Raw genomic sequence first — 26,810 nt, 5'->3', positions numbered from 1 at the left:
GCGCCTCATTTTAATGATTCATTCAGTTTTTCCATAACCTCATCAAGTGAAGGAATAGCGTCAATAGCACCATGCTTCATGCAAGTCAGCGCCCCGACACAATTGGCGAAACGTACCATTTCCAGCCATTCCTCAGCGCTGAAGTCACGTTTATTAGCATGCAGAATGCGTGAGAGCAAAGCGCCCACAAAGGCATCGCCGGCCCCCGTCGAGTCAACCTGTTCAATCGCCTGACTTGCCACAATTTGCTGAGTATTGCCGCTGCTGAGATAGGTGCCCTTGGCTCCCAGTGTTACCGCAGCTGTTTTGGCACCCAATGCATGAATCATTTGCACTGCTGATTCAAGATCCGTTTTACCAGTAATAATCAAGGCTTCCTCATCACTCATTTTCACAAAGTCAGCACTCGCTATAAAGGTCCGGCAGTCTTGGATAAACTGCGGCAGCTGACGCTTGCTGATCAGTGAATCACGATAATTCGGATCAAAGGAAATGAACATCTGACGCTGTTTCGCAAGATCAAGCAGAGCATAATATGTCTTTTTCAATTCCCCTTCCAGCAATGCCGTCGCACTGCCGAAATGCAGAATGTCCTCTTGATGAAGCTTTGAGGCATCAATGGCATTAAAGCTGTAATCACCATCACAGCCGCGCAGGAAATTGAAATTGCGCTCACCCCGCTCATCAATACCAACTAACGCGATCGTCGTATTGCCGCCAAACGCGCATAAAGAAGTATCTACCTTTAGCTGATCCAGCATTTCTTTTAAAAACTGACCAAAGTAATCCGTGCCAATCTGTCCCATAAAAGCCGCTTCCTCACCCATGCGGGTAATGGCCGCTGCTACATTTGCGGGTGCGCCGCCAGCTTTTTTCTCAAACTGTACGCCGTTCTTTAAGCCTTTATGATCAACACCGACCATGTCAATCAATAATTCACCGACACAATAGACTTTACTCATAAATGATTCCTTTCAGCTGCCAAATTTCACAGGCAGGCATATTAAATGGTTGATCTGAACTGATTTTGAATGCCTTCAGTTCATGAAGCGGATAAAACAGCGATGACATCACAGCCTCACCATCATTGATAAAAATTTCCAATACACTTGTATCCAAATACATCTGAAGCTGAAGCTGTTTCCCCTGAATATGCATAAAACGGCATGCGTCCTTTCCATAATGGAAATCAGCCTTTTTCAGAGTCAGCAGCTCTTTTTCAGGGTCAAAGATCAATTTCAGTTCTTCTCCATTAAAGTCAAAGCAGCATTCACATTTTGCCTGAAGTGATAATTCCAGTTTAATTTCAATACCGGTTTGTGAGAGCGGGAAATTAAATTCTTTAATCTGACTTTCAGCCTTGCTAAGCAGTATTTGATGCCGCAGCTGATTCAGCTCCCTGGCCGGTCTTTGCATCAGCCGATTCCCACTTTTTGTTATTTCACGCGGCAAGGTTAATGTATACAGATAACCATCCTCAGCAGTTGGATAAGAAGTTTCCTCATCCGGCATACCCATCCAGGCTATCATCATTGTTCTATTTTCATTAGTAAACACCTGTGGGGCATAAAAATCAAAGCCATGATCCAGTTCATAAAAGTCACCATGAATGAATTCATTCTTCATAAAATCATAATGGCCCAAAATATAACCGGACTGATAGCGGTTTTGATAGCGCAGTCCTTCCTGCTTTAATCCCTGCGGTGAAAAAATAAACGCGTCTGCATCATTAAAGGACACAAGATTCGGACATTCCCACATATAGCCAAAATCTTCCAGCTCCGTTTTTACTTCCCCATAAAATTCCCATTGCTTTAAATCTTTTGATGTATAAACCACTGCGCGTCCTTTTAAATCAGCATTCTGAATGCCTAGAAGCAGACAGTGCAGATCCTTCATCTTAAAATAGAACGGATCGCGGAAATGAGCGGTATAGCCGTTAGGCATGCCGACAATCAACGCTTTTTTAAACTGCAGTTCATCTTTCTCATCAAGCACTGCCATACATTGATGAGGAATCCGCACATCATCATGCTTGACATTACCCGTATAAAACAGATGCAGCTGCTGATCCAGCATCACAGCCGTGCCTGAGTAACAGCCGTCCTTATCGATGGGCTGATCAGGCTTTAAGACTAAGCGCGGCTTGGTGTAATGCACAAAGTCTCTTGTTTTTACTAAGCCCCAATGTTTATTTTTATGTTCACAGCCGGCTGGATTCCATTGATAAAAGATTTTATATTCACCATTGATACAACATAGGCCATTTGGGTCATTCACCAATCCCTTGGCCATTTCAATATGAAAATGATTGCGCCATTGATTATTCAATTTCATTCACCGCCATTTGCACAGAATCCCTTTCAATCAGTTTTAAAGGGATTTCATCCTGAAGATTGATTTCTTCACCGTTAATCAGTCTTAATAAACTTAACGCTGTCTTTTGACCAAGCAGAGTATAATCAAAGGCAATGGTTGTCAGTCGCGGATACATGACACTGCTGATATCATAGCCGCCAAAGCCCGCTAACGATACATCCTGCGGCACCTTAATCTGCTGTTCATTGAAATAACGCATCAAGCCTAAGGCAATATTATCCGTTGCGCAGATAACCGCTGTCGGCTTTGATTTCATAACCTCAGCTCCCTTGCGGTAAGCGCCTAGAAAGCTGAAGTCAGTTTCCACAAAACGAACCGTACCGGCATCACCAAAAGCATCAATAAAGCCTTGTTTACGATAAACACCTACTGATTCATCCGACTCGCTGACGCCCAGAAAGACTACGTTGCGGTGCTTGAAATTACGGAAATACTTCCCCATGATCGCGCCTGCCGCATAGTCATCGATGACCTTATAATTCACATACTCATTCTTTTGACCGGTAAATAAGAGCGGAATATCCAGCTGACCCGCCATTTCAATATGTTTTTTAGTAATTCCGCAGGAATCGACGATGATGCCGTCTACCCCCTGCTGATAAAGCGATTGTATACACTGAATTTCTTTTTTGCTGTCCAAGTTTGATATTTGAATCAATGAAGTATAATTATTGGCATCAAAAACATCACTGATACCATTCAAAAGCTTGCCTACACTCACGGAATCAATACGCGGAATAACAATGCCAATCAGACATGTTTTTTTCGTTTTCAGACGTTTCGCAAAGAAATTTTCAGAGAAACCCGTCTTTTCAATCGCGTCTTTGATTTTTTCCTTGTTCTCTTCACTGACATATCCGCCGTTTAAATAACGGGATACACTGCTTTTTGAAACTTGACACATATTGGCAATATCCTGAATTGTAACTTTACCAGCCATGATGATGCCTCCTTTTTTATTGTAAGATTATTCTTCACTCTTGAAGAAAAGCGTTGTTAAGATGAAAGCGACAGCCATTCCTACCGCCAGAACTGCCATATAACCAAGCAGCTGACCGTTCAGATAAAGCAGTGTGCCAGGCAGTACGGTAATACCCATGCCAGTACCAGCCAGATTGATCATGCCAGCCAGCATACCCGCTGCGGCACCGCCGATGCAGGCAAAGATAAACGGTTTAATAAAACGCAGATTGACACCGAAGATAGCTGCCTCAGTAATACCCAAAAAGGCTGGAATCGCACTTGAAATATACAAAGAGCGTTTCTTGCTGTCACGCGTTTTGAAAGCAACCGCCAATGCTGCCGCGCCTTGAGCCGCGATCGCGCCGGTAATCATTGCATTGTAGGGATTCAAGCCTGTATCAGCCAGTAATTCAACCTCTAAGGCATTGAAAATATGATGGATGCCGGTTACGACAATCAGCTGATTTAATCCGCCGACAATGGCACCGCCTAAACCAAATGGAATTGAGATAAAGGCTTTAAACAGATTTAGAATCAGAACCTCACTCTCATGCATGATCGGCCCAACTACTAACAGACCCAAAATCATTGATACAAATAAGGTCAGAAATGGGGTTACAATTAAGTCTAGCACATTTGGTACGACTTTGTGGAGACTCTTTTCAAGTTTTGCCGCGAAAATTGCGATTACTAATGCCGGTAAAACTGAACCTTGATAGCCAACGATAGGAATATTAATTCCCACCAGATTCAAATAGATCGGTGATGCGCTGCCTGCTGCCACATTATAAGCGTTAGGCAGCTGAGGAGCTACCAGCATCAGACCTAATACCATTCCCACAACCGGATTGCCGCCAAATTTCTTCATTGCTGAATAAGCAACCAATGCCGGCAGGAAAGCAAACGCTGTATCCGTCAGCACCTCACTCATCAGCATCAAATTATCATCCATGCTTATGCCAAGATTGGTCAATAAACCGCGCAGTCCCATAAACAGACCGGTTGCTACCAAGACTGGGATGATTGGTACGAAAATATCACCCAGTGTCCGGCTGATTTTTTGCGGCAGCGTCATATTGCTGTAAGCCTCTGCCTTGTTATCTGTTTTAATCTCTGTATCACCTTCAACAATGCATGCATAAACCTTATTTACGAAACCGGTTCCAAGAATGATTTGAAACTGACCGGCTGACATAAACTGACCCTTTACCCCATCGATATCCTCAATGGCTTTTGTGTTAATCTTTTCATTATCAGCCAGAATCAGCCGCAGACGCGTCGCGCAATGCTCCACCGATTTGATATTTTCCTTACCGCCGATATTCTCTAAAATCAACTTTGCTACTGTTTGTTCTTTCATAATGCTTCCTTCCTTGTTGACTATATGGTACCAGTTCCATATTTGTTTGTCAATGCATAAATACGTTATTTTTTAAAAATGTGTTATCGGTTCCATATAGGTGATTAAAAAAGCAGACATTTGCCTGCTCCTTATTATTCAGCTTCAATTAAGTTATGCTTGATAAATACCTGCCGCATCCGCGCCATCGCGTCCTTTAAAATTTGCGTTGGCACCGCCAGATTAATTCGTTCAAATCCCTCACCGGCTTTGCCAAACAGATAGCCCTCATCCAAAAAGAGGTCTGCTTCCTCACGCATTAGGTGCTCTAATTCATCCTTATTCAAGCCATAAGCCCTAAAGTCAACCCAAAGCAGATATGTGCCCTGCAGTTCATGGACAATCGCTTTTGGGAAATATTGCTTGATATATTCATTCATGAATCGTACATTTTCACTCAGCACCTCAATCAATGCCGAAAGCCACGCTTCTCCCTCACGATAAGCCGCCACACAGGAAGCCAGCGCAAAAGGATTAATATGAATAAAGCCGGCATCCTTTAAATACTGGTCACGCAGCGCTTGATTAGGAATAATAATATTCGCATTGCTCATGCCTGCAAGATTGAATGTCTTGCTTGGTGATGTGCAGACGATACAGTTCTCTTCAAATGCCTTATCAATGGTTGGAAACATTGTATGCGTAAAACCAGGCATGATCAAATCATTGTGAATCTCATCCGCAACGATCAATACCCCATATTTTAAAGCCAGCTCACCAATCTGCTTCAGCTCTTCATAGGTGAATACCTTACCGATTGGATTATGCGGCGTGCATAAGATCAGCATTGTATTCATCGGATCTGCCAGCTTCTGTTTTAAATCTTCAAAATCAATCTCATAGTGATCCTCGCATAAAATCAAAGGATTTTCTACCACGTGGGTTCCATTGCATGCTGCGGCACTATAAAAGGGATAATAAACCGGCGTCATGATTACAACGCCCTCTCCCGGCTTAGTAAAGGCTTTTACCGCCTGATTCAGCGCTTTCACGACACCCTGAGAGATAACGATCCATTCAGGATCAATCGTCCACTGATGCCGATGCTTCAGCCAATAAACCACCGCGTCCAGATATCCTTCAGTCACATTCTGATAACCATAGGGTGTCATTTCATCGGCGCAGCGATGCATTGCCGCCACAATTTCCGGCGCATTCACAAATTCCATATCCGCTACCGACAAAGGTACGATATCCTCCCGAACAGGCGTTCCGTCAGCCTTTTTCATCCCTGTCCACTTGCTGGCACCATTAAGCCGGCGATTCTTTACCGTTGTAAAATCATACATAAACTTTCCTCCTATAATAACCGGCGTTCATAATTACCGGTAACCTGCATTCCCTCTGATAAAATAATAAACGCTTTAGGATCAAGTCCCAATACAAGATCATGAAGATGATTCACTTCATATTTAGAAATGACCGTCATCAGAATATCGGTTTCAGTATCCGTATAAGCACCCTTGCCTTCCCAGCAAGTCACACCGCGCGTCATTTCATGAAGAATCGCCTTCTTCACCGCTTTGTTGCGTGTAAAGATCATGGCACTCATCACAATATTCTGCGTATGCACCTTATCGACCACCATGCCGAAAATAACCGCATAGATAATTGAATAGATAGCCGTTGATAATTCAAACTTCAAGGCACAGATAATATAAATCAGCGCGTTGACACCGATTGACAGCTTGCCGACACTGAACTTCGGTGATTTTATCGCCATATAAACACCCAGGATATCGGTACCGCCGCCGCTGCCGCCATGCTGAAGCGTTAAACCAATCCCAAAACCGCCGATCAAGCCGCCGATAATAACTGAAGTCAATACATCAGGGACAATCGGCATAATTGGTATCAATGTAAAGGCAATCGTCTGCGTTACCACTGAGGTTAGGGTAAGCAGAAAAAAATGCTTGGATAAGCTCTTATACGCCATCAAGAACAACGGCAGATTCAATAATGAGTTTATGATACCGGCAATATCAAATTTAATATCCAGATGCAGCGTCTCCACCAGCATCGTACGAATCAGCTGGGCGATACCTACAACCCCGCCGTTAAATAGATTCAGCGGCACAATAAACATATTTACCGCAAAGGCAAACAGCACTGAACCCACAACTACATAAACAAATGAAGTGAGCAATTTTTTATCTTTCATACTATGAACTCCTTAAACAACACTATTATACATTTTTCCAAAACCCTTTCATAGATTGAAATGGATGAAAAACAAAAAAACTAAAATGTATGTCAGAATCAGCACTATATTCTGTAAGCGTTTACAACATATATACTCCGTGCTATAATGAATTTATAAAAAGAGCGTTGCTCAGAAAGGGAAAAGATTATGAAAGCAAATAAGTTTGGACTTGTTTTGACAGCAGCAGCATTATGCATATCAGCAGTAGGTGTTATGAATATTCAGGCAGCAGATGAAGACAAGAATCCCGTAACTGTTGTCGCATATAATCAAGCAGAAACAGCCCACTATGATGTGGTAAAGCGTGATGCCAAAGCTACGATCAATGGTAAACTGGATGAAAAGGTTTGGGAAAGCGTACCATCAATCTCAGGCTCCTTCCACTATCCATGGGAAGCCGTTGAAGCTCCTTATACTGAATTTAAAGCTTATCATGACGGGGTTAATTTTTATTTCAGTTTTGTTGTTAAAGATACACAGGTATTAGCAGAAGCTACATGGAAGGGTGAAAGCACCGTTGATAATGAAGACCGTGTTGAATTATTCTTCGCTAATGGTCCGGTAGATAAACCAAACAACGGCATGCAGCCATATTATGCGATTGAAGTAGATCCAAAGGGCCGTGTTCATGACTATTCAACAGTTTATTACCGCAATATGGACAGTGAATGGAATATGGAAGGCTTACAGACAGCCGCTAAGATCGTTGATGACGGTTATGTGGTAGAAGGTCTGATTCCATTAAAGACATTAAATGATCTGAAACTGATCAATGAAAACAATGTGATGAGAACCGGTATCTATCGTGCTGAATTCAGCAAACCTAAGGGTGCAAAAGATATTACAATGCAGTGGATTTCATGGGTTGATCCAAAGACAGCTGAACCTGATTATCATGTAGACAGCTCATTTGGTGAACTGCGTTTCTTACAATAATTGCGAAAGAGTGCTTGCGGCACTCTTTTTTTATTTTCCTCTTGATTTTCTTATCCCTTGCCTGCCCTTTGCCTATTATTTCCATATCATTTTAAGAATCAAAACAAATACCAACAGCCATATACAAACAATCGGTAAAGCATAATACCACTTTTTAGGTTTGCCGTCTTCCCATAAATGTTCGGCCGCTTGATGATGCTTCGCGTAAATATCCTCAGGAATGCATTTCAGTGTCAGCAGTATCAGAAACGGCAGTAAAATTACATCGTCCAAATACCCCAGCACTGGAATAAAATCAGGAATCAGATCAATGGGAGACAGCGCGTACCCCACGGTGATCATGGCTAAGATTTTCGCAGGCAAGGGCGTGTCCTGATCCCTCATTACCAAAAATATCGTCGGAATATCAACCTTAAGCTTTTTAGCCCGTTCCTTTAATGTCATCAATAGCACCTGCCGATCAATAAGCCAATTATACCATATTCTCAATAAAAGCTGCGATCAATATAAAAGAGCGCCGAGGCACTCTTACAAACTTTTATTGCTTTTGAAAATCATGCAGATGCTGATTCAATGCCCTTGTCTCAATCTTCTGCGCGACATGAACACCAAACCACATGGCAAATAAACCGCCTTCTAAAATCACGATCAGCAGACATTCACCCCAAAGCGGAACATCTGCAAACCACTGAAACAGCACCGCCGCGCCGATAAACAGCAGATTGCACATAATCACCCAAAGAATCGTGCGCCTTTGCAGCTCACTTTCATCAAAATGATCGGGAAACAACGCACTCTCAATAATGGCGATGACCATTGAGGTCAGCGTCATTTCCACAAGCATCAGTATCGATATTGAGTCATGACCCAATAATACTTCAATAACACCTCTGAAGAAGATTAAAGCCATCGTATAAATAGCCATATGCTGCTTCATATTCAATCCCCAGCGATAAAAATGTGTAAATTCTTTCATTCCTCTCATCCTTTCTATAAGCCGATCCGCTCTCTTAAAAGCGGGGCATAATGTCTGGAAACAATTAATTTCTCTTGATTCTTTAGAATTATTTCAATTCTTCCGGCCAGCGCGCTTTTCAGTGAATGAATCGCATAGAGATTCACAACCACAGATTTACTGATGCGCAAAAAGCCAAGACTTTCATAACGGCCTTCAATTTCCGCCAGATTCAGCGCTGTCTGATAGACATCCTTTGAGGTATATAAAAATGTTTTATCTTCCAATGCCTCCGCATAATAAACATCCTTAAATTCAAGCATTGTTATTTCTTCTTTGCTCTTCCAGCCGCTGAGCTTCTGTGTCTGAAGATTGAGAAAAGCAATAATCCGCATGATTTCACTGTCTACCTCCCGGCAGCGCAGCAAAATTTCATTTTCCTCATAATCCCCATGTTCAATTTTGATTTTCATACTCTCACTCCTATCAGCTGACACCCATATCATAGCGAAACAATGCTTCCTTGGCAAATGAATACCGCCAAGTTGACATATCCTTAAGCTAAGATGCACGCTTTACATTTAAAGCGGTTCATACTAAAATACATCTATAAGTTAGAAAGAGTAATTATGAGGAAGAGTGAATGAAAAATTGTGCAGACGCGAAACGCATCGTGATTAAAATAGGGACTTCAACGTTAGCCCATCAAACGGGCCGGCTGAATATTCAGCGAATGGAAAGATTAGTAAAAGTCATCGCCGATTTGAAAAATGCCGGCAAAGAGATTGTCTTAGTCAGCAGCGGGGCGATCGGCATCGGTGCCGGTAAGCTTGGACTGCCCGAGAAGCCGCAGGATCTAAGCGGTAAGCAGGCATGCGCGGCAGTAGGTCAATGTGAATTAATGTATATCTATGATAAGTATTTTGCGGAATACAACCACACTGTAGCTCAAGTGCTGTTAACCCTTGATGTATTGAATCGTGATTATGTTATTAATACGTTTACCCGCCTGCTGGCAATGAATGTATTGCCGATTGTAAATGAAAATGATACAGTGGCGGTTGATGAAATTGTCGTAGGTGATAATGATACGCTTTCCGCCATGGTCTGTGAATTGATCCATGGTGATCTGTTGGTAATTTTAAGTGATATTGACGGTGTTTATGATGATGACCCGCATAAAAATCCTGATGCGGCGCTGATTCATGAAATACCGGAAGTGAATGATCAGATTGAAGCATTAGCGAAAGGGGCGGGCTCTAAATTAGGCACCGGCGGGATGGCTACTAAAATACACGCCGCTAAGCTGGGCATTCAGGCTGGGTTCGCAACGGTTATCATGTCAGGGCAGCAGCCGGAGCAGCTCTATGAATTATTTGCCGGCAAACAGGTAGGAACGAGGATTGGATCATGAGTGATTTACTGCAGATGGGCAGACTTGCGAAAAAAGCTGGCAAGCAGCTGGCCCAAACAACCAATGAACAGCGCACAAATGTGTTGGCAGATATCAGCCATCGGCTGCTGACCCATACTAAAGCCTTGATTGAAGCGAATCAGCAGGATATTCAGGCCGCTCAAGAAAAAGGCTTGCCGGCGAGTACGATTGATCGTTTAATGATTGATGAAAAGCGCATTCAGGCCATGCGTGAAGGTATCCGTGAGGTAATTAATCAGCCTGATCCTTTGCATCAATTAATTTCAGAAGAAACCAGACCAAGCGGTTTAACGATTAAAGCCATAACAGTACCGTTAGGTGTCATCGGCATGATTTATGAAAGCCGCCCTAATGTAACTATTGATGCGGCAGCCTTAGCGATTAAAAGCGGCAATGCGATGATTCTGCGCGGCGGCAAGGAGGCGCTTTGCACAAATAAAGCCTTAGTTCAGGTAATTCAGGAAGCCCTTCCCAATCAGCAGCTGGACACTCACTGCATACAATTGATTGAAAGCACTGACCGTTCATTAGTAGATGAAATGCTCACGATGAATGAAATCTTTGATGTCATCATTCCCCGCGGCGGTAAATCACTGATCGAACGTGTCGTAAATAATGCGAGAGTGCCAGTTATTCAGACCGGTACCGGCAACAATACGCTTTATGTTGATCAAAGCGCTGATTTAGATAAGGCACTGCCGCTTGTTGAAAACGCGAAATGCCAGCGGATCTCCGTCTGCAACTGCATTGAGAACTTATTAGTACACAGGGCGGTTGCCGCAAGCTTCCTGCCGCGGCTTGTCCAGCAGCTCAAGGCTTATCCAATGACCTATTACGGCGATGAGACTGTCTGCTCGCTCATTGAGGCTCTGCCGGCTGACGATCAGCTGTATGCCTGTGAATTTCTTGATTATAAGCTGGCTGTCAAGGTGGTTGACAGCATGGCGGAAGTCTTAGCCTTCATTGACACCTATGGTACTCATCACAGTGAATGTATCTTAGCGCAATCACCTGAGGCCATCACTGAGTTTTTAAATGGCGTCGATGCCGCGGCTGTTTATGTCAATGCTTCAACCCGTTTTTCTGACGGCTTTGAATATGGCATGGGATGTGAAATCGGCATCTCCACCCAAAAGCTGCATGCCCGCGGTCCAATGGGATTAAAAGCTCTGACTACCATTCAATATCAGGCCGAAGCTGATTATCTGATTCGTTCATGATTAATTAAATATCCAAAAAAGGCTGTGACCTGCAAAGATTTTTTTGCAGCCGCAGCCTTTTACATTAACAAATTGTATATCCATTCTTACCAGATCGCTTTACCTCATACATTGCTTTATCCGCCTTAACATACAATGTTTCAAAATTATCGCCATCCTTAAAGGCATAGGCAACACCGATACTGACCGAGATGCGGATATCCCGATAGCTGAATTCACAGATTTGTGACGCTCTCTCCCGAATCTTGAATTCACTGACATCCTTCATAAAAATCACAAATTCATCGCCGCCGATCCGCCCTAAAATATCACTGGATCGAAAAAGCCGGCGAATCTGCTCGGTAAAGCCAATCAGCACCTCATCGCCGAAATAATGACCAAGCTCATCATTAAGCGCTTTGAAATTATCGATATCCAAAAGCATCAGCGCGTGAATATGCTGACGGTCAGCACTCATCAGCCACTCATCAATCAGCCGCTTGGTGATAACCTTATTATAAAAGCCCGTCATCGGATCAAGACTCGCCCGCTCTTTCAAGCGTTCCTGCTCCTGACGCTCGGCATCAATATTCATCAGCATCCCAATAATAATGAAACCAGTTTTCAGAAGATGAACTTGATACCAATGCATTTCTTTCCCGCTGATCAGTCTGAGACAGGCATGCACCATCTCACCCTTCTTGATTCGCTGATTAATCATCACCAGCTTTTTTTCATCTTCCTTGTGTACGATATATGAATTCATATTGATCCGCTGATTAATGCCGGCAAGTGTTTTAGTTTCACAGTCATATTCAAAAAAAATCCACTGACAGTTAGAAGCCAGTAAATGATAATGATCCAGTCTTCTTTTAATCGCATAAAGACGTTGATTTTGAATGATGAAATAAATAAACACAACCATTAATATAGTAAATAATATAATAATCAGCAGGTAAACACGTCCATTCATAATAACTCCTTTCAATCCCCATACTAACATTATATAGAACCATTTTGCGAACCATGTCGAAAATGAAAATATGAGAATTACATTGAGTTCGACTATCAATTCTGTAAGTTTTGGAAATCCGCTAAATAACTACTATAAAATATGATAAAATAAAATCATTAAGGGGGAGCTTAATATGAAAACTCTTGAATTAACGATATCGATCTCTGATAATGGCGTCAGTGCTAGCCGCAAGTGTCTGATACCTGCACAATATACCTATGAAGAGCTGCATCGTATCATTCAGCTGCTGTTTGGCCTTGATAATGTTGAATACTATACCTTTAAGCTGGATAATAATATGTTCATCCATGAGATCAGTTCCGGTACCCACAGTAAACCGGCCTCTGCCAAGCTCCTTCGCCTTAAGCTTAACGATACTTTTCATTACTATTATGATATTCTGGAAGCCTTTGATTTCAGAATCAAAGTCAGCAATATTATTGACCGTAAGAGTAATGTACCGGAAGTTTTATCGTATCGCGGCAAAAACCTCTATGAAGGCATTCTGCACGGTAATTTTAAAGAAGAGCGCACATTATTTAATCAAGGCTGGTGCAACCTTGTTTTAGGTGCCTTTCGCGGCCATCACGTTGAAACCGAATGCCGTGTGCGCATCAATGCTGCGTTTAAGACATTGACAGCCATTAAAAATTGGCAGGACAGTATGTATAACGCGATCTATGAAGTTCAAACTCCGCAGAACCGCACGTTCTATTTTGCCAGTATCTGTGAAGATGAAGTGATTATTGATGCCTATGCCAATGAAGACAAGCTGATTCAGTTTGTGAATATGAATGTAAATGCCATGGATTACAGTGCCATACGCTATCATGATACGCTGACAATGACGATTAAACGATTGGATTATCGTGAGGATCGCTCAATCTATGATTTTTCCAGCAATACTTACGGCGGCATGCTGACTCGCTGCAACGTTTTTAATCCGCATCAGATTTTGAAAATTGAAGAATTGATTCATTTTACCGATGCCTTTACAAAAATGGTCAGTGTCATCAGTGAACTGGCACGCAATGCTGTCAAATTGGAAAAGTCACAGATCAGCATCGATCTTAAAGGCGGCTATACGATTCATCCGTTATCCTTGACTGTCCATCCGTTTGGTCTTGATTTGGATTTTGATCCGCTGAGTTTGAATGCGGAAAAATTGTATGACACGATTGAAATCGATGTCGTAAGCGTGTATGATGAAGAGGCACGGAGTGAGAATGATTTCTATCCGGTACTCCTGCTGATTGCCGATGAAGAGAATATTGAAGAGATGCGCTTAGAGAACTGTTCATTAAAAACTATTGCTTACAACATTGTGGATATGCTGCTGAATCGAATGATCTGGCATGGCCCTTATCAAACAATCAAAGTCCGCGACAGCAATATGAGCAGTATCCTTGAGCCCTTTGCGGAATTAGGGACAAATATCATCGTTGAGGATCACTTAGAATGGCTTGATGACCATGTGATTTCAACTTACTTTGATGAGGTATTTGATGATGATTCCCTGAGCCGCGAAATGATTGTAGCGCAGATGAAACAAGCAGGTCTTGATGAAGATATGATTAATTTCTATGAACAGATGAGTGATGAAGAATTTGATGATTTAAACAATCACATCGATGAATTGATCGATGCGCTTGAAGATGAATTAGAAGAACCAGCGATTGATTATAAAAAATTAAGCTGAGGAGGTTCTATGAAAAAGAGTGAATTTCAGCAGTTTGGACGATTTAAAATGGTTAAGCGTAAAATTTCCTCCTCGGAGCCGCTGACCATTACTGAAAGCTATGTCGAGAAGGTTAAAGCCGGTGACAGCTGTTTAATCAGCGGCTGTGAGATTGAACGTCTGAAAGCAATGGGACCCTGTACCATTGAAAATTCAATGATTCATGACTGTCTCAGCTTCAGTGAATGTACAATGAAGGAAAAGGTACGCGCCTTAACGATTACCGCTATGGGTTTAGCAAGCTTTGACCGTACCACCTGTAAGGTTTTCCGCAATGCTTCAAGTAAAGACGGTACCTCCTTAGGCAGCCGCAAAATCAGCGGCAGTATCGCGGCGGTAACTTATGAGAATTATACAAGCAGTGTTTTGGATTATGAGTTTAATTATATCAATATCTTAAATAAGTATTTTTTAGAATGCGCCAAAGCCATTGAATGCGGTCATTTCATCAGCTTTGCGCCCTTCTACATACCAGCCATACAGGCTGAGGTAATGTATATCCGGCCTTATTTCAATACATTTGTGACAGAATTAAAAGCCGATAAGCTGATTATTGCCAACAAGCTGAAGGATCGCTCAATCTTTGACGATATCATTTCCATGGCGGATTACCGTGATTTGGTTAATAAGCAGTTTGAGACAAGTCATATGCATGTGGATCGAATCGAGGCTAAAACATTGATTTTAGAGAATTGTGATGCGAAAATCGTGATTGCTGATCATGCGATTATCAAGGATGATTGTGTTATTGATGAGCTTTATGCGAAAAGCTATGAAATATCAAAGAATGCCCAGGTAAATAAACTGGCGGGAGGTAGTTATGCAGCTGAAGATTAATGAAAAATTTCCTGTGGAATTTAGTGAGGCAGGAACTTATATCAGTTTTGAGGATAATACATTTTATGCCGTTATGGCGGATGAATTCTGGTCAGATACTGAATTAAAGCTATTTAAGAATAAAAAGATGCTGATTCAAATTGTTAATAAAAGTGATCAGCTGATTTTCCTGCTGAGTGTTGACGGTGTGATTGAAACCAGTGATTTCTATTTTAATATTCATGATGAGGAAGCCTTTGTGAAAGCCGACTGCTACAACTTCTGTTTCGTTCTGCTTGATAAAAACAGTGTGATCAACGGTATGAAAACATGCACCCTGAATAAAGCAACCTCCGCGATCATCTCACAGATACTCGATCAGCAGCAAAGCAGTGAGTATGATGAAGAAGTGAATCTAAAGAAGCTGGCGGCTTTGCAGAAGCAGTTTGAGCCTTTTGAACTGCAGCCGTTCGCTTTATGTGAAGAAAGTCATTAACAGCGTCATCGGCGCTGTTTTTATGCTTATGGAATGTGGTATAATAGGCCGGTAAAAGGAGATACAGAATGAACAGAGAGTTAAATTTAGCGGTGGTTACCGTTAGTGATAAAGCAAAGAAAAGCATTCAAAGCAATCACCCCTGGGTATTTGAACAGGAGGTTTTAAATGTCGAAGGCAATTATGAAAACGGCGATCTGGTAGATGTCTTTTCATTAAAGAATAAATATTTAGGCAGTGGATTTATCAGTGAAAAGTCAAAGATCAGAATCCGCATCATTTCACGCAATGCGAATGATCGATTTGATGATGCCTTTTATGAACGGCGGCTGCGCCATGCCTGGGAATATCGTAAGACAGTCATGCAGTCAGATATTACAAACTGCCGGATCATATTTGGTGAAGCGGATTTCTTTCCGGGACTGACCGTGGATCGTTTCAATAATTTTTTAGTTACGCAGACACTGTCGCTGGGCATTGAGAAAATTAAGCATAAACTGTTTCCGATGCTGATCAGAATCCTGCGTGAAGACGGGCAGATCATCGATGGTTTGTATGAACGCAATGATGTGGCAATCCGTGAGCTGGAGGGGTTAGATCAAAACAAGGGCTGGTTTCTTTGTGAAGAACTGCCAACAGCGCCAAAAACAGCGTTTACCCAGATCTGTGAAAATGGCATAACCTATGATGTTGATGTGGAAAACGGTCAGAAAACCGGCTTCTTCCTCGATCAAAAATATAACCGTCTAGCTATTTCCAAGCTGACTCAGGGCAAGCATGTACTGGATTGCTTTACACATACCGGCAGCTTTGGTTTAAATGCGGCAAAGGGCGGCGCAGAACGTGTTGTATCCGTAGATATATCTGAATCAGCCATCGCAATGGCGGAAAAGAATGCCAAAGCCAATCATTTAAATGTAGAATACCGCTGCTGTGATGTCTTTGATTTACTTGATGAATTGATCAAGAGCCGCAGCAAAGAGTTTGATTTCATTATTCTTGACCCGCCGGCCTTTACTAAAAGCCGTGAAACCGTGCGCAACGCGACAAAGGGTTATAAGGAAATCAACACCAAAGCGATGAAGCTGCTGCCCCGCGGCGGTTATCTGGCCACTTGTTCCTGCTCCCATTTTATGAACGAGGGATTATTTAAACAAATGCTGCATGATGCGGCGGAGGATGCGGCAGTTCAGCTGCGTCAGATTGCCGTTTACCATCAGGCGTGGGATCACCCGATTTTATGGAATGTGCCGGAGACGAATTACCTGAAATTCTTTATTTTTCAAGTCGTTTAAAAACTCATTGACAACGTTTACAACTGCTAGTATTATGGAATATGCCAAGTAGGGGCAATGAGAGGCAAATATGTTTAATCTATTCAAAAAAAATAAGGCTGTTTATCATTTAGCAGCGCCCATCGACGGACATACGATGAGCTTGGAAGAAGTCAAGGACCCAGTGTTTGCTCAGAAAATGATGGGTGACGGTATTGCTGTCAGATCAAGCGGCGATGTTGTCGTAGCACCGGCGGATGGTGAAATCTGCCTGTTTCCTAAAACCAAACACGCGATTGGTTTAAAGCTGGATAATGGTGTTGAGGTACTGATTCATATCGGACTTGATTCCGTGGATTTAAAGGGTGAAGGATTTACGCAGCTGGCACAGGTCGGCGATCATGTGAAAATGGGAACGCCGCTTTTAAAAATTGACCGTGCATTTGCGGAAAGCAAAGGTGTTTCCTTGGATACACCGATGATTATTGTAAATTATACAGACTATGAGATTCTTGCTTATCATCATGACATGGATGTGAAAGCAGGCGAAACGGTAGTTGTTGAATACCGATAAAACCGCAGACGCGGTTTTTTTTATCATAATAAAAGGCACAGCAACTGCTGTACCTTCATTTTAATCATTCATGATGACTTTTTATTCCATCGCACTGCTGACCATTATACCATTTGGCAGACAAACGATAGGAATCAGCGATTCAGAATCAATCCACCCCATCTGTTCACATAGATGGTTTGGACATTCGACATCGATAACTCTAAACTTGTGATCCTTGACCTCAAGTGTCATTTTACCGTAATCACCTTCAAAATCATAGGTTGCGTCTTTCGCGATATCAAAAGTCAGGATCACTTCCTCACCATGCTGGACGATACCCAGCTCTTTCGGCTTGCTCGTCAGTTTCACAACCAGCATAATCACACCGATCAGCGCCGCAACAGCTACAATAATACCTACAAACTTCAAATCTTTTTTACTCATAGTTACTCCGATCCTTTACAATACTTATCCATCCAGTTTGTGATTTCCTCTAAACGGCGGATGCGGTTCAGCGGTTTGCCGCCGCGGCTCAGCTCATGATTTTCACCATGGAACACAACCAAACGGGTTGGCACACCATGCTGCATCAAAGCCGAAGCCATTTGATAGCCTTCGGAAATCGGACAGCGATAGTCCTCATCAGAATGAATGAACAGGGTTGGCGTTTTAGCCTTATCTGCATATTTTAATGGTGAATGCCACCATAATTTCTCCATATCTTCCCATACATCGCCCGCGCACTGATCCTTGGAAAAATGCGGACCGATATCACTGGTGCCATTGAAGCCAACCCAGTTAGCGATTGAACGCTGTGAAGCCACAGCCGCAAAACGGTCAGTATGACCAATGATCCAGTTACTCATGAAGCCGCCGTAGCTGCCGCCGGTTTCACCAAGCCGAGCTGGGTCGATGGCCGGATATTTTTCAAGCACAACATCGGTAAATTTCATTAAATCATCATAATCGATCGTACCGTATTTACCGCGGATATCAGCAAACGCATTACCGCGTCCATCTCCGCCGCGCGGATTCATGAAGAACACAAAGTACCCCTCAGAAGCCCAAACCTGCATTTCATGATAGAACACTTCCCCATAAACTGTCTTAGGTCCGCCGTGAATATCCAAAATAGCCGGATATTTCTTATTCGGATCATAGTCATAGGGTTTTAAAACCCAGCCGTCTAAATCAACACCATCATTTTCAAACGTTATTTTTTCATAATCAGCGACATATTTATCCTTCAGCGCCTTTTCGTTTAAAGCACTCAGCTGAATACCCGCATCCTTAAGCATATACACTTCCTGAAGCTTGCCCTGAAGCATGGCCGCAGCGGCAATGCCATCCTGATACTCAGCGATGCAGTCCAAGGAACCCTCTTCTGTAAATACCGGTTCAATATTGCCTTTATGATCTAAGGAATAAAGATGTGAAGCATTGCGTCGTGTCGTTACAAAATAGAATTTACCATTCTTTACGAATGACATCTTACCGCCGCCATAACGGCAGTCACTGCCCACACTGCTGCCTACCGCATCTTCATTATGCGCCAGCAGTTCAAGATTTCCCTCTTTCAGCAAATAAAATTCAGGGTTCTCATTTAAACCATAACGATCATTGCCAGCCGCTAAAACTAAGATTTCATCATCGAAGAAGCAAACCTGCGCAATATCATGACGGCCTTCCGGATATAATTCTTCCATCGTTTGATCATTTAAGTCGATGCAGTAAATACCTGCCTGCAAATTAGGCTGTACAAGATATGTAACCGCTGAGAAAAGCACTTTATTTTTCTGTGGATGCAAATTGATGCCGCTCACATCCATATGTAATGGTGTCAGCCATTTCACTGACTGATCAGACACACTGTACAGCATCAGACGGGAACGTGTCTTATTGACAAAGCCAGCGCCATTAAAATAGAACGGCAGCTCATCCACAACCTCAACTGCCTGATCCGCTTTTTTCTGTTTCAGCAGCTTTTGTTTCTCCTCATCATTCAACTCCGCCATCATTGAGTAATTCAAATTATAATTCACACACATTAAATAGCGGTCTGCATCTAATTTTTCATAAGCTGTAACTGTATAAGGCACTTCAAACGCCTTAACCGCTTCACCGCCATGCGTTGATATGCGGTAGAATACGCTCAGTTCTTCACCATCAGCAGCCTTCTTTTTATCTGCCTCATCACGCATCGCCTTAAATAAGAGATGATCATTATCCTCCCAAATAAAACCCGCTTCATGATTGCCGCTGGTTAACTGTCTGACATCTTGATCAAGAACATATATATTTTGATCATAACCGTTAGTATCAGCATTGGCAGCAGAAACGACAAATGCCAGGCGTTCTTTATCATCCGATGACTTTAAATTTGAAATATAAGCATAATTCAGAAAATCTTTTAATTGCAATTTTTCCATAATTTAACCTCTTTTTCACTTTTCATATTATAACCCATTCTAACTCTATTTCCAAGCATCCGGCAAAAAAACGCCAAATGAGGCAAAAATAGTATAACATTCTTGTAACTTAGATGGTAAAACAAGTGTTAGAATGGTAAAATAATGAATAGAAGCGAAGGTGAAGCTAATGATAAAGAAAACCACGACCAGGGTTAAGAAAAGTGCCATGCCGATCTATCTGGGCGGTCTGGTTTGGATCATCCTTGCCTGTTTTTTAAAGATGACCCAGCTTTCCGATTATCTGATCTGTATCGCAGCCGCTTTATTGACCTATGTGATTTCAGAAAAGGTTAAATTCAAACCAGAAGTGATTACTGAAACCACCATGGTACCTGAATCTGAACAGGAGGCTGCCAATCTTAAGCTGCAAAGTGAACGATCGGACATTCTTGCCCAGCTGCGTGAGTGTGATGAAATGATAGCCGATGAAACTGTAAGCGCGCAGATTCGCCGCATTGAAAAAGCGGTAGGCAATATTTATGACTATCTGAATGAACATCCGATGGCGGTAAATAAAGTGCGTAAATTATTCAGCTATTATCTGCCGACGCTGATCAAGCTGTTTCATTCCTATGACAAGCTTGAGGATATCGAGATGCAGGGCGAGCAGGTAAAGAATACGATCGCGCAAATCAAACGATCCGCTGAAATCGGCGCGGAAGCAATTGAAAAACAAGTTGACCTGCTTTACAGTGATGAAGCCATGGATATCAGCAGTGATGTTCAAGTGCTTGAAACCTTGATGAAGCAGCAGGGACTGCTTGATGAAAAAATTCGATAAGGAGAACGAACATGGAAGAAAAGAAGAGTGTATTACCTACCTTGACATTAGATCCAACTGAAGATCTGAAGGCAGAAGAAGTCAGTGAACCGGTAAAGGAAATAAAACCGGTACAGCTTGATGAAGAAACGCTGAGTGAAGAAGAGCGCCAGCTGGTCAATGATTTTGCGGAAAAGATCGATTTGACTAATTCAAATGTAATCCTCCAATACGGAGCCGCTGCTCAGACTAAGATTTCAACATTTTCTCAGTCAGCACTGGATAAAGTAAAAACAAAGGATCTAGGTGAAGTCGGTGAATCACTGACCAGTCTGGTTACTGAATTAAAGGGTTTTGAAATTGATAATGAAGAAAATAACGGTTTCTTTGGTTTCTTTAAGAAACAGTCAAATAAGATTACTCAGCTAAAGGCTCAGTATGACAAGGCTGATGCCAATGTTGAAAAGATTATCGCTGTACTTGAAAAGCATCAGATTCAGCTGATGAAGGATATTGCGATGCTGGATCAGATGTATGAGCTGAATCTTCAGAATTTTAAAGAACTATCCCTTTATATCCTGGCCGGCAAGAAAAAGCTCGCGCAGGCACAAAATGAAGAGCTGCCAAAGCTGGTTGCACAGGCGGAAAAGAGCGGTCTGCCGGAGGACGCACAGCGGGCTAATGATTACGCGGCATTCTGTACGCGTTTTGAGAAGAAGCTGCATGATCTTGAATTGACAAGAATGATTTCAATTCAAATGGCACCGCAGATTCGTCTGGTACAGAATAATGATACGATGATGGCTGAAAAAATTCAGTCTTCATTAGTCAACACAATTCCGCTTTGGAAGAGTCAGATGGTTCTGGCACTGGGCGTTGAAAATTCACGCCAGGCTATGGAAGCCCAGCGGGCGGTTACCGATATGACAAATGATTTACTGCGTAAGAATGCGGAAACGTTAAAGGTCGGCACAATTGCGACAGCGAAGGAAAGCGAGCGCGGTATTGTTGATATCGAAACGCTGCAGAATACAAATAAGAAGCTGATTGAAACACTCGATGAGGTGATGAAAATTCAGGCTGAGGGACGTACTAAACGCCGTGAAGCAGAAGCTGAATTGGGCCGCATTGAGGGCGAATTGAAACAGAAGCTTACGGAAATCAATTTATAGGAGTGATAAAAATGGAACAATTGAAAAAACGCAGTACAGCCCTTTTGATTGTTCTGGTACTGATCCTAGGTGTCAGCGGATTTAAAAGCCGGATCACCTTCGCGTCTTACAGCAAGGCAGCAGAAGCAATGTTTTATGAAGGGGTGGACGGTGCCAGTATCGCTGCGGATCTGGAAAGTAAGATTTCCACAGCAAAAAATCTGATCTTTATCGCTGAAAAATATCAGAAAAATGGATTTGATGAAATCACAGCGCTGAAGCAGGCAATTGAAAGCTTAACAGATGCGGCTTCGATCAAGGCTAAAGAAAGTGCCAACGCCAAGCTGGATGAGGCTTTCTTTGCCCTTTCGGATAAGCTGACAGCGATGGCGCTGAGTGAACGTGATGAAAATTATCGAATCAGTTTAACCTATGATTTCAGAGGACTCAACGATATGATCGATAAGAGTCCATATCATGATACAGTTGAAGAATATTTGAAACAAACGACAGGCTTTCCTGCTTCGATTCTCTATCGAATAAGCGGGGTTGAGTTAAGTTGTTTCTCAGGAGGCAGCCAATGAAAAAAAATCGCATTGCTTTAATATTTGCCTTTATGCTGATGCTGCTTTCACCATTAGCGGTCCACGCCTATACGATTCCTGAACCCAGTGATGATCTGTATGTCAGTGATTATGCGGATGTGATTGATCGTGAGGTTGAGGAAGAAATCATCAATGCCAATCTTGAGCTTGAAGAAAAGAACGGCGTTCAGATCGCAGTAGTAACCGTTGATTTCCTTGACGGTGCCAATATTGAAGATTATGCCTATGATCTCTTTAATCAATGGGGAATCGGTTCAGCAGAAAGCAACAACGGCGTCTTATTGCTGCTGGCTATCGGTGAGGATAATTATTATTGTCTTGCGGGTGATGGTTTAAGCAACCTCTTATCCGCCGGCAGAATTAAATTGCTGCTGAATGAATATCTTGAACCTGATTTCGCAAGCGGTGATTATTCAGCGGGGGTCAGCAAAACCTTTAATGCCATCTATGATCTGGTAAAGGACAGCAGCGGCACACCGATTATTCAGGAGCCAATTTATAATGATAACAGTCATTATAACAGCAATTCCAGTTCCAGTACCAGTTCACATCGATCAAGCAGTGTAGGTATCTTCTCCTTGCTGTTAGGTATCTTTGTATTAATTGTTGTATTTAGTATTGTGCTTAGCTTTATCAGTGCCTTTACCCGGCCGCGTGGTTATGTGCGTAGACGTCCTTACTGGGGCGGCTTCTTCGGCCCGCATGTAATCATTCACCATGACCATCATGATCATTATGACCGGCATGACCGCGGACCGCGTCCGCCAAGAGGCGGCGGCTTCGGCGGTGGTTCTTCAAGCTTTGGCGGCGGCAGGTCTTCCGGCGGCAGATCCTTTGGCGGCGGCAGATCTTCTGGCGGGAGGTCCTTCGGCGGCGGTTCCTCAAGAGGCGGCGGCGCTGGCAGACATTAATTAAACCCTTTGATTCAAAGGGTTTTTTTCATGCAAAAAGAGAAGCAAAAACGCTTCTCCCTTGATAACTTATGCTTTTTTATCCTTTCGCAGCTGCATGACAAACTGCTCTAAATTTGTTTCATGATGATACTTTATTGATGCTTTCTTATCTTTTTCAATGATAATATCATTCATATCAAGTCCATTGAGGGCAGCAATAGCCAGCACATAATGAATCACATCGGCTAATTCATTCCCCAATTGCGCCTGCAGATCTTCCTCACCCGCTGATTTTCTGCCGGCCTTTTTATTTAAGACTTCCGCAGTCTCGCCAACTTCCTCCACCAGCTTCATAAATAAGCTTTGATCAATGCCGCCATCTTTATAATGATCATACAAATATGCCTGTAATTCTTCAATTGTAATATTCACAGCCAATTCCTCCATCTGATTTAGTTGACATCATCTTACCATTGGCAATTAAATAAAACAAGTCTGCATTCAAAAAGAGAAGCTAACCCACTTCTCCCTTTAACACCCGCCATAAAAATGCTGATACACCTTGATGATTATTATCCTCGGTGATATAGCGGGCCTTCTCTTTGATAACTGATGATGCATTGCCCATGGCCGCGCTGTTCGCAAAACATTCAAACATCGACAAGTCATTATGATTATCACCGATTACCGCCACATCATCAAAATCAATATTTAAGCGCTCAGCCAAAGCCATCAGCGCCTTCCCTTTTGATGCCTGAATATGGGTAATAGTACATAAATTATCTTCCGCAATCAGACAATGTGTACTGCTTAATGTATTGATAAAGGCAGCAGCAAGCGCAAGCAGCTGCGGATCTGTTTCAATGATTACAATCTTAAACAGCTCCATTTTAATCAAACATGCGGGGTCATGCAGTTCTTTAACTTCAACCTTGCCATTCATGCGATTCAGAAAGTATTGATTTACCGCATCAGCATAACGTGTATATAAGCAGTCATTGCTATAATAAACACTGCGGATACGGTATTTCTCTAAAATCTCGATAATCGGCAGCAAATCATTCAAAGCAAGGGCATGCTTCACAATAAAACGTTCACCATCATAGATTTCCGCGCCGCCGTTGGTAATAATCGGCACCCGCAGATCCAGCGCCTTCACAAAGGGCATAACGATTTCCATATTTCTGCCGGTCGCCAAAGTAAATTCAATGCCTTGCTTGCGCAGCAAGGGCAATACCTCACTCATTCCCGCGTCGATTTTTTTATCATCATCAAGTAATGTGCCATCACAATCAGAAGCGATCAGACGAATACTCATAGAAGCCCCCTTTCCTTTTTAAAAGGATATCGGCTTGCCCCGATATCCTCTGTTTAACTAATTATTCAATGCCCGCAGCAGTTAATAATTCTTTTGCTTCCTTATCTGAAAGCACATTCTTCATGCCGCAGATTTTAACGCCTTTTTTAGCAGCGTCATCAAACATGCTGACAAAATTCAGCGGACAGAACACAACATCATACTGAGTTGCTGCGCTCTTCCCTTCTGATAATGAGCAGTGATGGATCGTCTGAACTTGAATTCCCAGATCCTTCGTTGCTTTTTCAACACGCATTTTCATCATTAAGCTTGTTCCTGCACCGTTCGCACAGGCAACCAAAATTTTAACCATTTAAGCAATACCTCCTATTTAACCTAATTATATCACTAAATCTATTTTTTAGCGTTTACTTTTTCCAGATAAGCATCATAATCTTCAGTAATCAGGAAGTAAGTATCTGGATGTGCGCGATATTGCAGCTGAGGGATAGCAATCAGAATGATAATTACAACAGCAACACCCGCGTAGCTCAGGAACTTCATTAATACTGTGAAGATCGGCCATACAACTGCCCAGTCAAACATACCGAGGTAACCGCCGTATGCAGCCAGTCCTACCCAGCTTGCGATGATAGCGGAACCAAATACCTGACATAAACCAGCGATGAATGGCATCAGCATAGCAGCCTTAACGCCGCCTTTGTTATTAGCAAATACAGCAATAGTCGCATTATCGAAGAATACTGGAACGAAACCAGCGATTACTAACGTTGGTGATTTCAGTAAAATCAAAGCGATAATCGCTAAGAACTGACCAGCAGCACCGAATAAGAAACCAACAGTTACAGCGTTTGGTGAACCAAAACCATAAGTAGCCGCGCAGTCGATACCTGGAACAGCACCTGGCAGGAAGCTGTTTGAAATACCTTGGAATGAGTTTGTCAGCTCAGTAACGAAGGTACGAACACCTAATTGCAGGATTGCCAGATAAACAGCAAAGTTCAATGAAGTTGTCATAATATAGAAGAAGAAATTCTGTGATTCTGCGATGAATCCAGCTTCAACCATATAAGGCTTACCTAATACTAATAAGATAGCACCAAAGAATAAAGTCATCAATACGGCTGTCGCAACCATATTTTCATTAAAGATAGATAAGAAACCTGGGAATTTAATATCTTCAAGTTTTTGTGAATTCTTACCGCCGAACATTTTCTCAGATAATTTAGAGAATAATGCCAAACCAAACATTTGCTGGTGAGCAACGCAGAAGCCGCCGCCCTCAGTCAGATCTTGAGTAATTTCAACAGTTAAATTAGATGCAACTGCCCAATATAAACCAAGTAATACACCCATCAAAATCAGCATTGGCGTGCTGCCTAAGCTTGGGAAGCAGAACAGGATCAGCCAGAAAGCTGTTGATGCCTGCTGCATCTGAACGTGTCCAGTAGTAAATACGGCACGCATTTTTGTATACTTCTTTAAACGAACAAGAATCAGGTTGAAAATAAATGCAATTAACAGCAGGATCATTACGTCAGAGAATGTTCTGCCGATATTTTCCATAGCTGCTTGTACAGCATTCTGACCGAAATAAGGGTCAATAACCATCGCATCAAGATTAAAACGATCTTTTAAACCAACCAGGATCGGACGGAAGTTGTTAACCAAGCCGCCAGAACCAACAGACAAAATCATATAACCAACGGTTGCCTTGATAAATCCGGCAAATGCTTCATAAATCGGTTTTCTCAGTAAGAGGTAACCAATCAATACGATCAGCCCGATGAAGTAGGCTGGCTGAGTGAGAATGTTGCTCGCAAAAAACGACCAAATGTTTAATAAAAAATCCATAAATTCATCCCTTTCTTTTTTGTTATATCCTTAGAACTTACGTTCTTTATAACTATTATTGATAATACTTCTTATCGATGGCCAGAAGATCTTCCTTGCTCTTGGCTTCCAGCAGCTCTTCGACTAATTCCTCATTCATTAACATTTCACTTAACCGCATCATGTTCTCCAAATGCTTCTCATGATCCGCACTCGCTAATACGAAGAACAACCGCGCGTCCTTCTCTGGGTCCTCAGGATCAAAATGTACCGGCTCTTCCACTTTCATGAAGCAGATCGCTGTCTCATTGACGCCTTCGGCGCCTTCCGTACTGTGCGGCATCGCGATGTTTGGTGCGATGATGATATACGGTCCGTATTTCTTTACACAATTGATGACCGCTTCTACATACAC

29 protein-coding genes are annotated in these 26,810 nt (G+C 42.4%); 12 read left to right on the top strand and 17 right to left on the bottom strand.

What is annotated here, in order from left to right:
* Positions 1-5: 5 nt before the first annotated feature.
* From DWZ33_RS11260 to DWZ33_RS11235, 6 genes are all read right to left on the bottom strand, one after another.
* Positions 6-962: a carbohydrate kinase family protein gene (locus DWZ33_RS11260; protein WP_118454877.1), complete on the bottom strand. Its 957-nt coding sequence runs from the start codon at positions 960-962 to the stop codon at positions 6-8.
* Positions 955-2,337 (bottom strand): glycoside hydrolase family 32 protein, encoded by a 1,383-nt coding sequence (locus tag DWZ33_RS11255; protein WP_118454876.1) that lies wholly within the window; start codon positions 2,335-2,337, stop codon positions 955-957. Before DWZ33_RS11255 ends, DWZ33_RS11260 begins: the two co-directional genes overlap by 8 nt.
* Complete coding sequence (locus DWZ33_RS11250; RefSeq protein WP_118454875.1) at positions 2,324-3,319, bottom strand: LacI family DNA-binding transcriptional regulator; 996 nt, start codon at positions 3,317-3,319, stop codon at positions 2,324-2,326. Before DWZ33_RS11250 ends, DWZ33_RS11255 begins: the two co-directional genes overlap by 14 nt.
* A 27-nt stretch (positions 3,320-3,346) precedes the next feature.
* The gene (locus DWZ33_RS11245; protein ID WP_118454874.1) at positions 3,347-4,702 is read right to left on the bottom strand and encodes a sucrose-specific PTS transporter subunit IIBC; all 1,356 of its coding nucleotides are present in this window, start codon (positions 4,700-4,702) and stop codon (positions 3,347-3,349) included.
* A gap of 134 nt (positions 4,703-4,836) precedes the next feature.
* Positions 4,837-6,030 carry a MalY/PatB family protein gene (locus DWZ33_RS11240; protein ID WP_118454873.1) on the bottom strand — a complete coding sequence of 398 codons (1,194 nt, stop codon included), beginning with the start codon at positions 6,028-6,030 and terminating at the stop codon, positions 4,837-4,839.
* 11 nt (positions 6,031-6,041) lie between these two features.
* Positions 6,042-6,902, bottom strand: a complete 861-nt coding sequence (locus DWZ33_RS11235) for a YitT family protein (RefSeq protein ID WP_022938455.1) — start codon at positions 6,900-6,902, stop codon at positions 6,042-6,044.
* A 189-nt stretch (positions 6,903-7,091) separates the two neighbouring features.
* On the opposite strand from DWZ33_RS11235, the gene DWZ33_RS11230 reads away from it, so the two are divergent.
* Positions 7,092-7,880 (top strand): carbohydrate-binding family 9-like protein, encoded by a 789-nt coding sequence (locus tag DWZ33_RS11230; protein ID WP_060694556.1) that lies wholly within the window; start codon positions 7,092-7,094, stop codon positions 7,878-7,880.
* 75 nt (positions 7,881-7,955) lie between these two features.
* Here the strand turns inward: DWZ33_RS11230 and DWZ33_RS11225 are convergent, their stop codons facing one another.
* The 3 genes from DWZ33_RS11225 to DWZ33_RS11215 form a co-directional block, all read right to left on the bottom strand.
* Positions 7,956-8,324 carry a YkvA family protein gene (locus DWZ33_RS11225; protein WP_118454872.1) on the bottom strand — a complete coding sequence of 123 codons (369 nt, stop codon included), beginning with the start codon at positions 8,322-8,324 and terminating at the stop codon, positions 7,956-7,958.
* A gap of 94 nt (positions 8,325-8,418) precedes the next feature.
* Entirely contained in the window at positions 8,419-8,856 is a 438-nt protein-coding gene (locus DWZ33_RS11220) for a hypothetical protein (RefSeq protein ID WP_022938458.1), read from the bottom strand.
* Positions 8,857-8,870: 14 nt separating this feature from the next.
* The gene (locus tag DWZ33_RS11215; protein ID WP_118454871.1) at positions 8,871-9,308 is read right to left on the bottom strand and encodes a LytTR family DNA-binding domain-containing protein; all 438 of its coding nucleotides are present in this window, start codon (positions 9,306-9,308) and stop codon (positions 8,871-8,873) included.
* 170 nt (positions 9,309-9,478) lie between these two features.
* On the opposite strand from DWZ33_RS11215, the gene proB reads away from it, so the two are divergent.
* The gene (proB, locus tag DWZ33_RS11210) at positions 9,479-10,249 is read left to right on the top strand and encodes a glutamate 5-kinase (RefSeq protein ID WP_022938460.1); all 771 of its coding nucleotides are present in this window, start codon (positions 9,479-9,481) and stop codon (positions 10,247-10,249) included.
* Positions 10,246-11,490 carry a glutamate-5-semialdehyde dehydrogenase gene (locus DWZ33_RS11205; protein ID WP_118454870.1) on the top strand — a complete coding sequence of 415 codons (1,245 nt, stop codon included), beginning with the start codon at positions 10,246-10,248 and terminating at the stop codon, positions 11,488-11,490. Before proB ends, DWZ33_RS11205 begins: the two co-directional genes overlap by 4 nt.
* Positions 11,491-11,554: 64 nt before the next feature.
* Here the strand turns inward: DWZ33_RS11205 and DWZ33_RS11200 are convergent, their stop codons facing one another.
* Complete coding sequence (locus DWZ33_RS11200) at positions 11,555-12,442, bottom strand: GGDEF domain-containing protein (protein WP_182425665.1); 888 nt, start codon at positions 12,440-12,442, stop codon at positions 11,555-11,557.
* A gap of 175 nt (positions 12,443-12,617) precedes the next feature.
* Between DWZ33_RS11200 and DWZ33_RS11195 the strand changes: the two genes are divergently transcribed.
* The 5 genes from DWZ33_RS11195 to DWZ33_RS11175 all read left to right on the top strand — a co-directional run bounded on the left by DWZ33_RS11195 (position 12,618) and on the right by DWZ33_RS11175 (position 17,382).
* Complete coding sequence (locus tag DWZ33_RS11195) at positions 12,618-14,183, top strand: IS1096 element passenger TnpR family protein (RefSeq protein WP_022938463.1); 1,566 nt, start codon at positions 12,618-12,620, stop codon at positions 14,181-14,183.
* Positions 14,184-14,192: 9 nt separating this feature from the next.
* The gene (locus DWZ33_RS11190) at positions 14,193-15,059 is read left to right on the top strand and encodes a hypothetical protein (protein WP_118454868.1); all 867 of its coding nucleotides are present in this window, start codon (positions 14,193-14,195) and stop codon (positions 15,057-15,059) included.
* Positions 15,043-15,534, top strand: a complete 492-nt coding sequence (locus DWZ33_RS11185; RefSeq protein ID WP_118454867.1) for a hypothetical protein — start codon at positions 15,043-15,045, stop codon at positions 15,532-15,534. Before DWZ33_RS11190 ends, DWZ33_RS11185 begins: the two co-directional genes overlap by 17 nt.
* A 68-nt stretch (positions 15,535-15,602) precedes the next feature.
* The gene (locus DWZ33_RS11180; RefSeq protein WP_022938466.1) at positions 15,603-16,829 is read left to right on the top strand and encodes a class I SAM-dependent rRNA methyltransferase; all 1,227 of its coding nucleotides are present in this window, start codon (positions 15,603-15,605) and stop codon (positions 16,827-16,829) included.
* Between the two features lie 70 nt (positions 16,830-16,899).
* Positions 16,900-17,382, top strand: coding sequence for a PTS sugar transporter subunit IIA (locus DWZ33_RS11175; RefSeq protein ID WP_022938467.1), 483 nt, complete (start codon positions 16,900-16,902; stop codon positions 17,380-17,382).
* 81 nt (positions 17,383-17,463) lie between these two features.
* Here DWZ33_RS11175 and DWZ33_RS11170 read toward each other — a convergent pair whose 3' ends face one another.
* On the bottom strand, positions 17,464-17,808 hold the full coding sequence (locus DWZ33_RS11170) for a NusG domain II-containing protein (protein ID WP_022938468.1): 345 nt from the start codon (positions 17,806-17,808) through the stop codon (positions 17,464-17,466).
* A 2-nt stretch (positions 17,809-17,810) separates the two neighbouring features.
* Complete coding sequence (locus DWZ33_RS11165; RefSeq protein WP_118454866.1) at positions 17,811-19,793, bottom strand: alpha/beta hydrolase family protein; 1,983 nt, start codon at positions 19,791-19,793, stop codon at positions 17,811-17,813.
* A 169-nt stretch (positions 19,794-19,962) separates the two neighbouring features.
* On the opposite strand from DWZ33_RS11165, the gene DWZ33_RS11160 reads away from it, so the two are divergent.
* From DWZ33_RS11160 to DWZ33_RS11145, 4 genes are read left to right on the top strand one after another with little or no spacing between them, the layout of a single operon-like run.
* On the top strand, positions 19,963-20,616 hold the full coding sequence (locus DWZ33_RS11160) for a 5-bromo-4-chloroindolyl phosphate hydrolysis family protein (protein WP_118454865.1): 654 nt from the start codon (positions 19,963-19,965) through the stop codon (positions 20,614-20,616).
* 11 nt (positions 20,617-20,627) lie between these two features.
* Positions 20,628-21,767, top strand: a complete 1,140-nt coding sequence (locus DWZ33_RS11155; protein ID WP_022938471.1) for a toxic anion resistance protein — start codon at positions 20,628-20,630, stop codon at positions 21,765-21,767.
* A gap of 11 nt (positions 21,768-21,778) precedes the next feature.
* Positions 21,779-22,330, top strand: a complete 552-nt coding sequence (locus tag DWZ33_RS11150) for a hypothetical protein (RefSeq protein ID WP_118454864.1) — start codon at positions 21,779-21,781, stop codon at positions 22,328-22,330.
* Positions 22,327-23,262: a TPM domain-containing protein gene (locus DWZ33_RS11145; protein ID WP_118454863.1), complete on the top strand. Its 936-nt coding sequence runs from the start codon at positions 22,327-22,329 to the stop codon at positions 23,260-23,262. The genes DWZ33_RS11150 and DWZ33_RS11145 overlap by 4 nt, the downstream gene beginning before the upstream one ends.
* 69 nt (positions 23,263-23,331) lie before the next feature.
* On the opposite strand, the gene DWZ33_RS11140 is transcribed toward DWZ33_RS11145, so the two are convergent.
* The 5 genes from DWZ33_RS11140 to DWZ33_RS11120 form a co-directional block, all read right to left on the bottom strand.
* Complete coding sequence (locus DWZ33_RS11140; RefSeq protein ID WP_022938474.1) at positions 23,332-23,676, bottom strand: MazG nucleotide pyrophosphohydrolase domain-containing protein; 345 nt, start codon at positions 23,674-23,676, stop codon at positions 23,332-23,334.
* An 82-nt stretch (positions 23,677-23,758) separates the two neighbouring features.
* Positions 23,759-24,562 (bottom strand): Cof-type HAD-IIB family hydrolase, encoded by an 804-nt coding sequence (locus DWZ33_RS11135; RefSeq protein ID WP_118454862.1) that lies wholly within the window; start codon positions 24,560-24,562, stop codon positions 23,759-23,761.
* A gap of 61 nt (positions 24,563-24,623) precedes the next feature.
* Positions 24,624-24,914: a PTS sugar transporter subunit IIB gene (locus DWZ33_RS11130; RefSeq protein ID WP_022938476.1), complete on the bottom strand. Its 291-nt coding sequence runs from the start codon at positions 24,912-24,914 to the stop codon at positions 24,624-24,626.
* A 41-nt stretch (positions 24,915-24,955) separates the two neighbouring features.
* Positions 24,956-26,416, bottom strand: a complete 1,461-nt coding sequence (locus DWZ33_RS11125) for a PTS ascorbate transporter subunit IIC (protein ID WP_022938477.1) — start codon at positions 26,414-26,416, stop codon at positions 24,956-24,958.
* Between the two features lie 55 nt (positions 26,417-26,471).
* Positions 26,472-26,810: PTS sugar transporter subunit IIA (locus tag DWZ33_RS11120; protein WP_118454861.1), on the bottom strand; the 339-nt coding region annotated here is incomplete at its 5' end.

It is taken from the genome of Dielma fastidiosa (assembly GCF_003475485.1).
GTDB classification, from domain to species: Bacteria; Bacillota_I; Bacilli_A; order Erysipelotrichales; family Erysipelotrichaceae; genus Dielma; species Dielma fastidiosa.
This window is presented reverse-complemented; position numbering and strand designations above follow the sequence as displayed.

Excerpts from the sequence above, each read along its gene's own strand:
- DWZ33_RS11245 (WP_118454874.1), bottom strand. The coding sequence starts at position 4,702 with ATGAAAGAACAAACAGTAGCAAAGTTGATTTTAGAGAATATCGGCGGT.
- DWZ33_RS11230 (WP_060694556.1), top strand. The coding sequence starts at position 7,092 with ATGAAAGCAAATAAGTTTGGACTTGTTTTGACAGCAGCAGCATTATGC.
- DWZ33_RS11170 (WP_022938468.1), bottom strand. The coding sequence starts at position 17,808 with ATGAGTAAAAAAGATTTGAAGTTTGTAGGTATTATTGTAGCTGTTGCG.
- DWZ33_RS11260 (WP_118454877.1), bottom strand. The coding sequence starts at position 962 with ATGAGTAAAGTCTATTGTGTCGGTGAATTATTGATTGACATGGTCGGT.
- DWZ33_RS11215 (WP_118454871.1), bottom strand. The coding sequence starts at position 9,308 with ATGAAAATCAAAATTGAACATGGGGATTATGAGGAAAATGAAATTTTG.
- DWZ33_RS11200 (WP_182425665.1), bottom strand. The coding sequence starts at position 12,442 with ATGAATGGACGTGTTTACCTGCTGATTATTATATTATTTACTATATTA.
- DWZ33_RS11185 (WP_118454867.1), top strand. The coding sequence starts at position 15,043 with ATGCAGCTGAAGATTAATGAAAAATTTCCTGTGGAATTTAGTGAGGCA.
- DWZ33_RS11125 (WP_022938477.1), bottom strand. The coding sequence starts at position 26,416 with ATGGATTTTTTATTAAACATTTGGTCGTTTTTTGCGAGCAACATTCTC.
- DWZ33_RS11195 (WP_022938463.1), top strand. The coding sequence starts at position 12,618 with ATGAAAACTCTTGAATTAACGATATCGATCTCTGATAATGGCGTCAGT.
- DWZ33_RS11155 (WP_022938471.1), top strand. The coding sequence starts at position 20,628 with ATGGAAGAAAAGAAGAGTGTATTACCTACCTTGACATTAGATCCAACT.
- DWZ33_RS11255 (WP_118454876.1), bottom strand. The coding sequence starts at position 2,337 with ATGAAATTGAATAATCAATGGCGCAATCATTTTCATATTGAAATGGCC.
- DWZ33_RS11240 (WP_118454873.1), bottom strand. The coding sequence starts at position 6,030 with ATGTATGATTTTACAACGGTAAAGAATCGCCGGCTTAATGGTGCCAGC.
- DWZ33_RS11190 (WP_118454868.1), top strand. The coding sequence starts at position 14,193 with ATGAAAAAGAGTGAATTTCAGCAGTTTGGACGATTTAAAATGGTTAAG.
- proB (WP_022938460.1), top strand. The coding sequence starts at position 9,479 with ATGAAAAATTGTGCAGACGCGAAACGCATCGTGATTAAAATAGGGACT.
- DWZ33_RS11160 (WP_118454865.1), top strand. The coding sequence starts at position 19,963 with ATGATAAAGAAAACCACGACCAGGGTTAAGAAAAGTGCCATGCCGATC.
- DWZ33_RS11165 (WP_118454866.1), bottom strand. The coding sequence starts at position 19,793 with ATGGAAAAATTGCAATTAAAAGATTTTCTGAATTATGCTTATATTTCA.
- DWZ33_RS11135 (WP_118454862.1), bottom strand. The coding sequence starts at position 24,562 with ATGAGTATTCGTCTGATCGCTTCTGATTGTGATGGCACATTACTTGAT.
- DWZ33_RS11205 (WP_118454870.1), top strand. The coding sequence starts at position 10,246 with ATGAGTGATTTACTGCAGATGGGCAGACTTGCGAAAAAAGCTGGCAAG.
- DWZ33_RS11250 (WP_118454875.1), bottom strand. The coding sequence starts at position 3,319 with ATGGCTGGTAAAGTTACAATTCAGGATATTGCCAATATGTGTCAAGTT.
- DWZ33_RS11145 (WP_118454863.1), top strand. The coding sequence starts at position 22,327 with ATGAAAAAAAATCGCATTGCTTTAATATTTGCCTTTATGCTGATGCTG.
- DWZ33_RS11150 (WP_118454864.1), top strand. The coding sequence starts at position 21,779 with ATGGAACAATTGAAAAAACGCAGTACAGCCCTTTTGATTGTTCTGGTA.
- DWZ33_RS11235 (WP_022938455.1), bottom strand. The coding sequence starts at position 6,902 with ATGAAAGATAAAAAATTGCTCACTTCATTTGTTTATGTAGTTGTGGGT.
- DWZ33_RS11180 (WP_022938466.1), top strand. The coding sequence starts at position 15,603 with ATGAACAGAGAGTTAAATTTAGCGGTGGTTACCGTTAGTGATAAAGCA.
- DWZ33_RS11130 (WP_022938476.1), bottom strand. The coding sequence starts at position 24,914 with ATGGTTAAAATTTTGGTTGCCTGTGCGAACGGTGCAGGAACAAGCTTA.
- DWZ33_RS11220 (WP_022938458.1), bottom strand. The coding sequence starts at position 8,856 with ATGAAAGAATTTACACATTTTTATCGCTGGGGATTGAATATGAAGCAG.
- DWZ33_RS11225 (WP_118454872.1), bottom strand. The coding sequence starts at position 8,324 with ATGACATTAAAGGAACGGGCTAAAAAGCTTAAGGTTGATATTCCGACG.
- DWZ33_RS11175 (WP_022938467.1), top strand. The coding sequence starts at position 16,900 with ATGTTTAATCTATTCAAAAAAAATAAGGCTGTTTATCATTTAGCAGCG.